We start from the raw sequence: 12,343 nt of genomic DNA on the forward strand, positions 1-12,343 counted from the left end.
ACGGGTCGGGGCGGGGGGGGGACACCGCGGGAGGCGACTCGGCGGAACCGGACGCCGGGGCAGCCTCGGGAGATCCGGGCTGGCGGGGCAGGAGCCCGCCCGGGGACAGGGCGGCGGCGTCGGCGGGAGTGAGGGCGGGGCCCAGGACCGGCCTCTGGGCCGGGGCCGGGATGGCCGTCTGGCTGTCCTGCCACGAGGTGGTGAAGTGGCGCACCAACAGGTCGGTGACGGCGGCCGGTTGCTCGACGGGCGCCAGGTGGGCGGTGCCGGGGACGAGCGCGAGCCGGGCGTCGGGGATTCCGGCGACCAGCACGCGCGCGTCGGCGGGCGAGGTGATCCGGTCCTCGGAACCGGCGACGACGAGCGTGGGTACGCCGATGTCGGCGAGGCCGGTGCGCAGGTCGAAGGCGGCCAGGGCCTCGCAGGCGCCGATGTAGCAGCCGGGGTCGGTGGTGCGCACCATCTGGACGGACCAGTCCACGATGGCCTGTTGGGCCTCGGCGAAGGCCTCGGTGAACCAGCGGTCGGGGGTGGTGCGGGCGATCGAGTCGAGGCCGTTGGAGCGGACGATCACGCCGCGCTGGCGGTACTCGTCCGCGGTGCCGAACCGGGCGGCCGCGGCCACCAGGGCGAGGGCCGCGACGCGGTGCGGCTCGCGCAGCGCCAGGTCGGCGCCGACCGCGCCGCCGATGCCGCAGCCCGCGTAGCCGAAGCGCTCGACGCCGAGTTCGTCGAGGGTGGCCAGCAGCCGGTCGGCGAGGTCGGCCACGGAGGTGGCGGGGTGGGCGGGGGCGCCGCCGTGGCCTGGGAGGTCGTAGCGCAGGACCCGCCAGTGGCGGGTGAGTTCGGGCACCTGCCGGTCCCACATGTGCCATGTGGTGCCCAGCGCGGGCCCCAGGATCAGGACCGGGGCGTCTTCTGGTCCGTCAACGCGGTACTGCAGGGTTTTCGGTGGTGTCTCGCTCACCCGCCTGACCCTCTCATGTATCACGGAATCTCACGTTGCCGGGGCGAACCTAGCAGGGCCGACGCGCAGCGGGTGGCCTGGAACCTCCGTCGTCCCGCTCCCGGGCCGGTCTTTGAGTCCTGACAACACAGGCGAAGGGCAACCAGATATAGGGAACAAACGGATAGGCGTGCGGAGGGGCGCATTGAGGCACTGATCAGGCCTCAGTGGTGTTCGGGTGGCACTCGGCTCCTCGTTACGCTTCCGTGCGCCCCTGTCTGGGCTCTTGTTCCCGCCATCAAGGGCGGGTTGACTGCGCTTCTCCGGGTTGCCCCGGAGGGCGCTGCACGTCCAAGCGTGCCTTGCATTCGGCCTGACCCACGTGTGGGCGCCGTCTGCGTCGACGTCACCAGCCAGGTCCCCGAAGGCCAGACTCGTCGTCTTCTCCGCCCACGGCGCCGCATGCGCGCCCACCAGGCCACGAGAACGAGCGGCTCATACCAGCCAGCCTCTACGTACCCCTGATCCGGAACTGGTGGATTCCTGTCAGAAACTCGCTGACCAGTAGCGATGCGAGGACGAGCAGGAATGGCACAGCACAGCGCCTGGAGCGATTCGGAAAGATCTTGAGCCCGCGCGAAACGGTTGCGGCTACACAGCCTTCGAGCCCCAAGGAGCAGCACCATGACCGCTGAACCCCTTCCCCGCCTGCCTCTCCAGCCCGAGGAGCTACGCCGCCTGCGGATGAGCGACCGGCTGCTCACGGATGTGTGGGACGCCGACGCGTGCGGGCTGATCCAAAGCACGGGATGCAGACGGCGCCTGGCGGCCCTGCACGTGGGCCCCGGTGGCGATTTGGACGGGCACAGCGGCCGGCCCGAGAAGGACACGGTCCGAGAGCCGGCCGGCCACATCGCCCGCACCCCCTCCTACGTGCCGTACGAGTCGAAGGAAGTGCCACGGTATGCAACCGGCGACCGCATCGGCCGTCAGGCCCTGAACGCGACCTTCTCGCGCGAGGTCCTGGCCAGTGCCATGGCCAGTCCGCCGGCCGCGACCGCACTGGTCGCAGCGGCAACCATCCGGGCCCAGCTCCTCTCAGGCCCCGCCGGACAGACACTGGAAGCCCTGGCAGCCGTAGCGCCGAAGAAAGGCGGCGAAGTGGACCGCATGCTGGTGGAGTACTGCGCGCGCCACGCCGACAGACCCGAGCAGGCCGCTCCCATGGCCATACGCGACTTCTACGGCTCTTGGTACGCCTGGAGTTTCCCCCGCTGCACCGATGGGCGCATACCCGACCTGGTCGGCTCGGCGTTGTGCCTGACGACCGCCGTCGACTATGTCGGCCCGGCCGATGCCGCCGGAGGCGGAGGCCGCGACGCGCACCTCGCGGCGGCCAGTGAAGGCCTTGCCTGCCTGGCAGGGACAGCCTCAACACAAGTCCTGCGGGACATCGTTGTGGCCACCGCCCTCATGAAGACCAAGGACACGCTCGTGACGGCGTCCGCCGCCATCACCGACCCGCGCGGCTTCGTCCACGCCGCCGGCGGACCGGTCACACCGGAGGAACTGTTCCGGGCACGCTGGTGGGACGCCGACCTCACCCCCGTCTTCCGCGCCATCCTGAGCACCCCCGACTACCGGCACTTGACCGACGACCTCGGCACATTCCGGGCCGCCGACCGCTGCAGCAGGATCAAGCGCGCGATCACCACCGCTTACCGCTACAACGAGATAGTCGACCTCGTGTGGGATTGCCGGCACGGGGAATGGCTCAGCGAAATGTGCGTAGCACTGGCCATGGGCGGCGGCGGCGCCGTAATGGGCATCGGAGATGCCTGCGCGCGTATCACCGACGACGTCCTCACCTGCGATTGCCACGAGAACGGCCATGAGGAAGCGGCCGAAATCGCCATGGGCAGCTGCCTGTTCTTCCTCGTGGCCCCCCGCTACATAGTGCCCCAGCAACTGGCCGCCTACTCGACCGCACCCGACCCGGTCAGCAGCGCCTACGCGTGGCGGCCGGCCGGCACGAGGCTGCGGGGCGTGGCGCACACCGCCCTGCAGCCCGGAGACATGCTCCACTCACCCACCTGGCAGCCCCTGTGGACGGGCACGAGCGACCTGAACGGCCGCGAGGCACCATGGGCTGCTCAGCTGGCACGCCGGGCCGTCATACGATGCCTCGCCGACCCCAAGAGCCAGGACGCTGTGCGCGCCTGCGAAGCCGCCGCCACTTCGGTCCTGGCCGACTGCGACCGGCTCAACACCCCGGCAAGCCTGCACGAGTTGGCCGAACCCTGGTGCCGCCTCTTCGACACCGTCCTGGACGCCGTAGTCGCGAACAGCACCGCACACCACCAGGCCACGACCGAGCTCCGACCGCTCATCGGCCGCATCTGGCAGCAGAGAATCATCGGCGTCGACAACCAGTCCACCGGCGCAGCAGACCCCGTCCATGAACAGCTCTACGCCGACGTCGATCACGCCATCCGACGCACCTACTCCCTGCCCCCCGCTGAGGGCTTCGCCGTCAGGAGGGCATTCCTCGGCGTGGTGACCAGCGCCGCCGAACTGAGCGGACTCAACCCCTACGCCCGCCTGGCCGACGGCCCCGCCAGGCTGCTCCTGGACGCCACGGAAACATCCCACCCATTCTTGCCACCGGCCTGAACGTGCAGAATCCGGCTGGCACTTGCCACCAGAGGCAGGGAATTCGGAGGACGACATGGATGTGCCCCCACAAGGGTCGATCTCATCAATGGCGAACACCACCATTATTGTGGTGATGGCAATCTGGCTCACCGGCCTTGCGGGCTGGGCTGTGCGGGACTGGGTAAAGCACCGCCGCACCCAACTGGCGTTCATCATCTGCTCGGCGGCCGTCACCGTCTACGGCGAAGCCCACTGGGACGTGCTCATCGGCGTGCAGCAATCCACCAGTGCGGACGCACTGATCGTCTACTCCTCGTTCGGACGTGACATCACGCTGTGGGTTCTGCTCGCCTACATGGCCTGGGTCGGCACCATGGGATACCTGGCTTTCGCAGCCATCGAACGAGGGTGGTCGGCCGGCCGACTGTGGAAGCTGTATGCCGGAATGCTGGCCTTCGACCTGGTCGCGGAAATCCTCATCGTTCGCGGTGGCGTCTATTCCTACTACGGAAACCAGCCCTTCCGCATATTCGGCATTCCGTTTGTATGGCCTGTCGTCCACACCACAGCCTTCATGATCCTGGGCTTCGTCACCCACCATTTCTTTGCGCATTTCCAAGGCATCCGGCGGCTTCTGTACCTTCCGGTCGTCCCCAGTACGACCCTTGGAGCCGTCACGTTCGTGGGATGGCCGGTGACCAGCGGGCTCGGCATGGGCCTGCCTGTGCCCGCGATGACAGCCCTGGGCATGGGCAGTACATCGATCGCTGTCTTCCTGTTCGAACTCATGGCACGGTGCCCGGCGGCCAGAGCCACTGGTACCTCGACTCCGGCCGCTACAACACCGGCGCCGAGCGGCCGGGTCCGCGCGGAAAGGAGACGTTCACGAGGTGGACCGGGAGATCAGTGAGTTGACCATGGCGACGCGGTGGGACAGGTCGTCGGCAGGGATGTCGATGAGCTCGTAGCCGAAATCGCGATAGCTCTGTTCGTGGATCTTCTCGAAGACCAGCGACTCCTGAAAACTGATCCGCCGGGCCGCAGTGGGCTCGCAGAAGCCCAGATTGCGAACGAAGAACACTTTCCGCTCGTAGATCCCCAAAGAGGTGATCCGTTCGAGCTCTGCGGCCAGTGCCCGGGACACCGGCAGTCCCAGGTAGGTGGCGAGTGCGTGGGTGCAGACCGGCGACCGGTCGAACACCTGGACAGAGCTGGTGGTGATGGCCTCCAGCTGGCGCTGTCGCTGCAGAGCGACAATCTCGTCGATGAAGGATGCCCGCGCCCAGGGCTCGTCCTCGCCCTGCCCCTGCGATTGCGCGATGACCGCGGTTGCCGCCTCCTCGACCACCTCGTGGCCGGCTTCGGCCAGGCGCCGCAGGATCGATGTCTTGCCGGCGCCTGGCGTGCCGGTGAGGACGTACCGTCGCATGATCCGAAAGCCTTTCTGCATGTCGAGACGTGCTGGTTCCCGACAGGACCGGTCGCACCCTCAGGGGGTGACGGTGGAGACCAGGTAGACCTTCGGGTGGTGCTTGTGCTCGAAGTCGACGGTGATGTGCTGTACGGGCTGGGGCTTGGGGAACGTGTTGACCATGCCCGCCCAGTCGCCGTCCGGGCCGGAGCCGATCTTCCACCCAACGGTGGCCGCTTCCTTGGGAGTTACGGTGACTCGCCCCTGGTCGAGCTGCGCGCGGCTGGTGCCGATCTTGCCCAGGAAGCGGTCGAGGCCTTCCTCGGACGTGGTGAACTGCACGTAAAGGCGGCTGACTTTCCAGGAGTTGGTCTCGAAATAGGCGATGTCGTGCGAAGAGTGCGGGATCGGCACGTCGTAGATGCGGCGGGTCACCTTGGACGGCCAGCCGTCGGTGAGGCCCGCGGCGGCCGCCTTGTCCTCCTTCTCCTTGCCGCTGTCCCGGCTCTGGTCGGCGGAGATGGCCAGATACCCGGCCGGGATGCCGATGAGCAGCACGACGATCAGCAGGGTCAGGATGCGGCGGCGGGTGCTGGGGCCCGGCGGCGGCGCCGCGGCCGTGGTGCCCACGCCGCCGCCGGTGCCGCCGTCTCCGGAGGCGGGCGCGGTCTGGTGGGGCAGGGCCGTCGTGGTCCGGTCGGCCATCGTCATCGTCGGCTCCCTCGCAGGCCCTGTGCTCGGAGGCCTTGCGCATATCGCTCGTAACGTTCGTACCGCTCGACGCGGCGGCGGGTGGCGCGGCGGAAGCGGCGCGCGACCAGCCGGGCCAGGTCGGCCGCACCGACCATACCGGCCTCGGGGCCGAGCTCGGCCTTGGCGATGCGGGCCTCGGGGCGGTAGCCGCGGCCGGTGAGGTGGCGGCGGAAGGCGTCCCTGGCGGGCCCGATCAGCAGGTCGTCGGCCGCGGAGACGCCGCCGCCGATGACGAAGCAGGAGGGGTCGAGGGCGGCGGCCAGGTTGGCGATGCCGACGCCCAGCCACTGGCCGATGTCCTGGAGCAGCTCGACGCACATCGCGTCGCCCTCGCGGGCCAGTTCGGTGATCAGGGGCCCGGTGATCTCGGGGATGTGGCCGCCGACGCGGTCGATGATGTTGTACGCGACCGGGGAGTCGGCGGCGGCCAGCTCGCGGGCCTCGCGGACCAGCGCGTTGCCGGAGCTGTACTGCTCCCAGCAGCCGCGGTTGCCGCAGGGGCAGCGGTGGCCGCCGGGGACGACCTGCATGTGACCGAACTCGCCCGCGACCCCGTACCGGCCGCGCTTGACCTGGCCGCCTTCGAGGATGGCGCCGCCGATGCCCGTACCGAGGGTGATCATGACGAGGTGGTCCTCGCCGCGGCCCGCGCCGAACCGCCACTCCGCCCAGGCGGCGGTGTTGGCGTCGTTGTCGACCATGACCGGGACGGCGAGCCGGCCGGCGAGCGCGTCGCGCAGCGGCTCGTCGCGCCAGGACAGGTGGGGGGCGAAGAGCACCCGGCTGCGGTCGGCGTCGACCCAGCCCGCGGCGCCGATGCCGACGGCGTGCACGTCGTGCCGGTCGGAGAGGTCGAGGACCAGCTCGACGATGGTGTCCTCGACGACCTGGGGGCTCTTGGACTTGTCGGGCGTCTCGGTGCGCACCCGCTCCAGGATGTTGCCGTCCGCGTCGACCACACCGGCCATGACCTTCGTACCGCCGATGTCGATGCCGACGGTGGGCACGCGGGGCGCGGTCAGGTGCGAGCGCCGCTCGCGGGTGCCGACGGTGCGGAGGACGGTGGCCTTCGCCGAGCCGCGGTGCGCCGGCTCGCGGTACATGCTCATCTCGTCCCTGGGTTGGTTGAGGAGTGACTGCGCGGTGCACCGGACGGCAGGTTGCCCGGTACGCCGTTCTGCTGGCGATTGTGCCTTATCGGCAGGGTACGAGGCCCGGTCACGCCTCGGCGGCGGATACCCCGCCGGGCGCCGCCTGGGACGTCCCACCGGTGGCCCTGGCCAGCTCGTGGCTCAGCTCCTCCAGCTCCGAGCCGCCCGCCATCTGCCGGGTGAGCTCGTCCAGGCCGATCTCCGCCTTGGTGTGGGCGCCGAACATGGCGCCGCGCTTCAGCAGGACGAACCGGTCTCCGACGAGGTAGGCGTGGTGCGGGTTGTGGGTGATCAGCACCACACCGAGCCCGGCGTCCCGGGCCGCCGCCACGTACTTGAGGACGACCCCGGACTGCTTGACGCCCAGCGCCGCCGTGGGCTCGTCCAGGACGAGGACCTTGGCGCCGAAGTAGACGGCGCGGGCGATCGCCACGCACTGCCGCTCGCCGCCGGAGAGGGTGCCGATGGGCTGGTCCACGTCACGCAGGTCGATGCCCATGCGCAGCAGCTCGCCGCGGGTGGTCTCGCGCATCTTCCGCGCGTCCAGGCGGCGGAGGAGCCCGCGGCCCCTGGTGGGTTCGGAGCCGAGGAAGAAGTTCCGCCAGACCGGCATGAGGGGGACGACGGCGAGGTCCTGGTAGACGGTGGCGATGCCGCGGTCCAGGGCCTCGCGGGGGCTGGCGAGCCGGGTCTCCTCGCCCTCGACGGCGAAGGTGCCGGCGTCGTGCTGGTGCAGCCCCGCGATGATCTTGATGAGGGTGGACTTGCCCGCGCCGTTGTCGCCGAGGACGCAGGTGATCTCGCCCGGGCGCACCTCCAGGGAGACGCCTTCCAGGGCCTTGATGTTGCCGTAGAACTTGCTGACGCCGGACAGCTCGATCAGTGGTGCGGTCACTCGCTCGCCTCCGCCGATCGCCTGCTGGTCTCTGCTGGTCGCCTGCTGGACTCTGTCGGTCATTCGCTCGCTCCCGCGGGGCACTCGCCCGCCTCCGCCGGTCACCTGCTCGCCTCCGCCCGCTTGCGGACCCACGCGTTGAGCAGGGTGGCCAGCAGCAGCATGGCCCCGAGGAAGAACTTGAACCAGTCCGATTCCCACTCCGCGTACACGATGCCCTTGTTGGTCATGCCGAAGATGAAGGCGCCCACCGCGGAGCCGATCGCGGAGCCGTAGCCGCCGGTCATCAGGCAGCCGCCGATGACGGCCGCGATGATGTAGAGGAACTCGTTGCCCACGCCCTCGCCGGACTGCACGGTGTCGTACGAGAACAGCAGGTGCTGTCCGGCGATCCAGGCGCAGAAGGCGACCCCCATATAGAGGCCGATCTTGGTCTTGGAGACCGGGACGCCGACCGCGCGGGCGGCGTCGGCGCCGCCGCCGGAGGCGAAGATCCAGTTGCCGACACGGGTGCGCAGCAGGATCCAGGTGGCCACCGCGACCAGGGCGGCCCACCACAGGACGGTGACCTGGATGTCGACGTCACCGAGGCTGAGGTGGGAGGCGAAGAGCGCCTTGGCGGAGTCGAAGCCCTCCATGTCGGCGATCGACTTGGTCGAGACGGTCCCGCTGATGAGCTTGGTGGAGCCGAGGTTCAGGCCGGTCAGCATGAGGAAGGTGCCGAGCGTGATGATGAAGCTCGGCAGTTTCGTCCGGACCAGCAGGACCCCGTTGAAGACGCCGATGGCCAGGGTCGCCAGGAGCGAGACACCCACGCCGACCCAGACATTGGCCGTCATCTGGTAGCTGAACATCGAGGAGATCAGCGCCGAGGACGTCACCATGACGCCCGTCGAGAGGTCGAACTCGCCGCCGATCATCAGCAGGGCGACCGGGACCGCCATGATTCCGAAGATCGAGGACGCGTACAGCACCGTGGAGAGGCTGGAGGCGCGCAGGAAGCTGTCGGCGGCGAGGGAGAAGAAGACGAAGACGGCGGCGGCACCGACGACGGCGCCCAGCTCGGGGCGGCCCATCAGGCGGCGCAGCAGCGAGGGCCGCAGCAGCCGCTCGTCCTCCGGCGCGGGGGCTCCGGGCGTACGGGGCGCCTTCGTCAGCGCCGTCATCGGGTGCCCCTCTTGGTGTACTCGCGCAGGGCGCTCGCGTCCTTCTCGGTGATGATCTGCGGCCCGGTCAGCACCGGGCGGCCGCCGCCGAGCACATCGGCGTTGTAGCGGTTGAGCCACAGCAGGTCCACAGCCTCGTACCCCTGCAGGTAGGGCTGCTGGTCCACGGCGAAGCCGAGGTCGCCGGCCTCAAGGGACTGGGCGACCTTGGCGTTGAGATCGAAGGTGTCGATCTCGGCCTTGCTGCCGGCCTGCTCCTTGGCCTTGACGGCGGTGGCCGCGAACGGGGCGCCCAGGGTCACGACGGTGTCGATGCCGGGGTCGGACTGGAGCCGGGCCTCGATGGAGGACTGGACCTCGGGCATGTTGGTGCCCTCGACGTAGAGGTTCTTCATGGTGCCGTCGAAGGTCTCGCGGGCGCCGTCGCAGCGCTGCTCGTGGCCGACGTTGCCCTGCTCGTGCAGCACGCACAGGGCCTTCTTCCGGCCGCGCTTGTTCAGCTCCTCGCCGACGGCCTGGCCCGCGATGGTCTCGTCCTGGCCGACGTGGGTGATCGCGCCGAACTTCTTCGACTCGGCCGAGCCGGAGTTAACGGTGATCACGGGTATGCCGGCCTTGACGGCCCGGGCGACCACGTCCTTCATCGCGTCCGGCTTGGCGAGCGTGACGATCAGCCCGTCGACCTTCTTGTCGATGGCGCTCCGGACGAGCTGGGCCTGCTGCTGGGCCTCGTCGTGGTGCGAGTAGAGGAACTTGACGTTGTCCTTGGCGGCGGCCTGCTCGGCGCCCTGCTGGACGATGTCCCAGAAGGTGTCGCCGTCCCCGGAGTGGGTCACCATCGCGAAGGTCCAGCGGGGGGTGTTCACCACCGATTTCCCGCCGGCGGCCACGCCCGCCGCCGCCCGTTCCTCGGCGCGCTTGCCGCCGGTGCTGCTGCAGCCCGCGAGGGTCGCGCAGAGCGCCGCCGCCAGCGCGGCGGCCATCGCGCGCGTCCCCGCGCGTACCCCTGTCCGAACCCTTGCCACGACGACCTCTCTCCCTGTGCTGCCCGCCGGACCGACAGCCGTTTTCTGTCCGGCCCCGGCCGCCCAAGTATCCGTTACGGGTGTTCGTCGGAAATTCATCGGGTGCCGCGGAGGAGTTCTAACGGCCACCGGAGCCGACCGTCAAGACTTTGTCCGAACATTCGGACGCGAGCCCGGGCTTGGAGCGGGACAAACAAGGGCGATCATCGATCAAACGTCACCGCTCAGGGGCGTACGAGCAGTTGGAACTCGAAGGCGTACCGGGACGCCCGGTAGACGTGGGAGCCGAACTCGACCGCGCGACCGGTGTCGTCGAAGGTCGTGCGCTGCATCGTGAGCAGCGGCGCCCCCTCGGGCTCCCCCAGCCGCTCCCCCTCCTCCGCGGAGGCGGCCCGCGCGCCGACTGCCTGGCGGGCGCTGTGCAGCGTGATGCCCGCCTGGCGCATCAGGCGGTAGAGGCCGGTGGACTCCAGAAGCGCGGTGTCCAGGTCGAGGAGCCCGGCCGGCAAGTGGTTGCACAGGTGGGCCATGGGCTCGCCGTGCGCGAGGCGCAGCCGCTCGATCACCAGCACTTCGGCGCCCTCGGCGACCCCGAGGGCCGCGGCGACCTCGGCGGTCGCGGGCTCGGTGGTGTTGCGCAAAACGCGGGTGGCGGGGCGCTGGCCCGCGGCCTCCAGGTCGTCGTAGAGGCTGCTCAGCTCCAGCGGGCGCTTGACCTGGCTGTGCACGACCTGGGTGCCGACCCCCCTGCGGCGGACCAGGAGCCCCTTGTCGACCAGCGACTGGATCGCCTGGCGCACGGTGGGCCGGGACAGGCCGAGCCGGCCCGCGAGCTCGATCTCGTTGCCGAGCAGGCTGCCGGGCGCGAGCCGGCCCTTCTCGATCGCCGCTTCCAGCTGCTGGGACAGCTGGAAATAGAGCGGGACGGGGCTGCTGCGGTCCACGCTGAGCTGGAGAGATGCCGTCGGACCTGCCTCTTGCTTCGCCACGCAGGCGAGATTAGCCGCCGGGGCAGTTGACGGGAAGTCGTGAAGTTCGATTGTCCGGACAATAGCCCGGAGGTGTGAGGGGGGCGGCCGCCGGGGAGGGGCGGCCGCCGCCTGGTGTGGGGAGATGTGCCGGCTCAGCAGTCGTAGTCGACGAGGTCGAACGACGCGTAGTGGTCGGAGGTGTAGTAGTCCTCCTCGACCTCTTCGCCGGTGACGATGCGGCGCGCCCCGCGGTCGTCGGAGCCGGGGGTCTCGACCGTGTACTCGTGGTAGTAGCCGCTCGACTGCTGCGGCAGCAGGCCCTCCCGGTTCTGGAAGACCGTGCCGTCCTGCGGGTACGGGTAGGGGCCGCCCGACTCGATCAGGTCGAGGGTCTCGTGGGCCTCGGGCGGCAGGTCGCCGTAGCAGATGTCGCCGATTGCGGCGGCCGACCACGGGGTCTGCGCGACGGGCGCGGGTGTGGCCGCCGCGGGTCCGGCGAGGGCGGAGCTTCCCAGGAGGAGGGCTGAGGCGAGGGCGCCCAGGGCGCCGATCCTGGCGATTCGTGGGGGGATTCGCATAGCCGACAGGATGACGCGCGTAGAGGGCGACTTCAACGCCAAGTGCCGGAAATTTCCCAGGAGTTCACGACGGGGAGCCGCCCCTCCGGCAGCGCCTTTCGGCGCCTGCGCGGGCATCGTACGAGGCCCGTCTGGTCCTCAGCCCTGCTTCTCTGCCTCCTTGGCGGCCTTCGCCGCGCGCTTCATCTCCTGTTTGTGGGCGCGGACCTTGCTCAGCGACTCGGGTCCGGTGATGTCGGCGACCGAGCGGTACGAGCCCTCCTCGCCGTACGCGCCCGCGGCCTCGCGCCAGCCCTCCGGGGTCACGCCGTACTGCTTGCCGAGCAGGGCCAGGAAGATCTGGGACTTCTGCTTGCCGTACCCGGGAAGGTCGTTGAGCCGCGCCAGCAGCTCCCGGCCCGTCGGCACGTCGCGCCACAGCGCGGTCGGGTCACCGCCGTAGTGCTCGACGAGGTACTGGCACAGCTGCTGGACGCGCTTGGCCATCGCGCCCGGGTAGCGGTGGACCGCGGGCTTGGCCGAGAGGAGGTCGGCGAAGGCCTCGGGGTCGTAGGCGGCGATCTCGTGGGCGTCGAGGTCGTCGGTGCCGAGGCGCTGGGCGATGGTGTACGGGCCGGTGAATGCCCATTCCATGGGGACCTGCTGATCCAGCAGCATCCCGGTGAGCGCGGCCAGCGGGCTCCGCCCCAGCAGTTCATCGGCCTCCGGCCGCTGCGCCAAGTGAACAACGGTGCTCATGCCCCCATGCTCCCCCGCGCTGACGCCCCGGCGCCACTTCGCCGGGTTGCGGGC

General features: G+C 69.9%; 12 protein-coding genes. 2 read left to right on the plus strand and 10 right to left on the minus strand.

Annotated features, from left to right (window positions below; genetic code table 11):
* Positions 1 to 967: alpha/beta fold hydrolase (locus AOK16_RS08835; protein ID WP_055471697.1), on the minus strand; the 967-nt coding region annotated here is incomplete at its 3' end.
* Between the two features lie 723 nt (positions 968 to 1,690).
* On the opposite strand from AOK16_RS08835, the gene AOK16_RS08840 reads away from it, so the two are divergent.
* Positions 1,691 to 3,619, plus strand: coding sequence for a hypothetical protein (locus AOK16_RS08840; RefSeq protein WP_055471689.1), 1,929 nt, complete (start codon positions 1,691 to 1,693; stop codon positions 3,617 to 3,619).
* An 88-nt stretch (positions 3,620 to 3,707) separates the two neighbouring features.
* A complete protein-coding gene (locus tag AOK16_RS08845) occupies positions 3,708 to 4,511 on the plus strand; it encodes a hypothetical protein (RefSeq protein WP_055471690.1) in 804 nt (267 codons plus the stop codon).
* Here the strand turns inward: AOK16_RS08845 and AOK16_RS08850 are convergent.
* From AOK16_RS08850 to AOK16_RS08890, 9 genes are all read right to left on the minus strand, one after another.
* Entirely contained in the window at positions 4,485 to 5,030 is a 546-nt protein-coding gene (locus AOK16_RS08850; RefSeq protein ID WP_055471698.1) for an ATP/GTP-binding protein, read from the minus strand. The genes AOK16_RS08845 and AOK16_RS08850 overlap by 27 nt on opposite strands.
* Positions 5,031 to 5,090: 60 nt before the next feature.
* Positions 5,091 to 5,723, minus strand: coding sequence for a sugar kinase (locus AOK16_RS08855; protein WP_240483461.1), 633 nt, complete (start codon positions 5,721 to 5,723; stop codon positions 5,091 to 5,093).
* Entirely contained in the window at positions 5,720 to 6,874 is a 1,155-nt protein-coding gene (locus tag AOK16_RS08860) for an ROK family glucokinase (RefSeq protein ID WP_055471691.1), read from the minus strand. The genes AOK16_RS08855 and AOK16_RS08860 overlap by 4 nt, the downstream gene beginning before the upstream one ends.
* A gap of 109 nt (positions 6,875 to 6,983) precedes the next feature.
* The gene (locus AOK16_RS08865; protein ID WP_398717943.1) at positions 6,984 to 7,874 is read right to left on the minus strand and encodes an ATP-binding cassette domain-containing protein; all 891 of its coding nucleotides are present in this window, start codon (positions 7,872 to 7,874) and stop codon (positions 6,984 to 6,986) included.
* Between the two features lie 38 nt (positions 7,875 to 7,912).
* Entirely contained in the window at positions 7,913 to 8,977 is a 1,065-nt protein-coding gene (locus AOK16_RS08870) for an ABC transporter permease (protein ID WP_055471692.1), read from the minus strand.
* Positions 8,974 to 10,002 carry a sugar ABC transporter substrate-binding protein gene (locus AOK16_RS08875; protein WP_449657459.1) on the minus strand — a complete coding sequence of 343 codons (1,029 nt, stop codon included), beginning with the start codon at positions 10,000 to 10,002 and terminating at the stop codon, positions 8,974 to 8,976. The genes AOK16_RS08870 and AOK16_RS08875 overlap by 4 nt, the downstream gene beginning before the upstream one ends.
* Positions 10,003 to 10,226: 224 nt before the next feature.
* Entirely contained in the window at positions 10,227 to 10,946 is a 720-nt protein-coding gene (locus AOK16_RS08880) for a UTRA domain-containing protein (RefSeq protein WP_055471694.1), read from the minus strand.
* A 179-nt stretch (positions 10,947 to 11,125) separates the two neighbouring features.
* Positions 11,126 to 11,551 carry a guanyl-specific ribonuclease gene (locus tag AOK16_RS08885; protein ID WP_055471695.1) on the minus strand — a complete coding sequence of 142 codons (426 nt, stop codon included), beginning with the start codon at positions 11,549 to 11,551 and terminating at the stop codon, positions 11,126 to 11,128.
* 138 nt (positions 11,552 to 11,689) lie between these two features.
* Positions 11,690 to 12,289 (minus strand): HhH-GPD-type base excision DNA repair protein, encoded by a 600-nt coding sequence (locus AOK16_RS08890; protein WP_055471696.1) that lies wholly within the window; start codon positions 12,287 to 12,289, stop codon positions 11,690 to 11,692.
* Positions 12,290 to 12,343: the final 54 nt, after the last annotated feature.

It is taken from the genome of Streptomyces pathocidini, assembly GCF_001418495.1.
Lineage (GTDB): Bacteria > Actinomycetota > Actinomycetes > Streptomycetales > Streptomycetaceae > Streptomyces > Streptomyces pathocidini.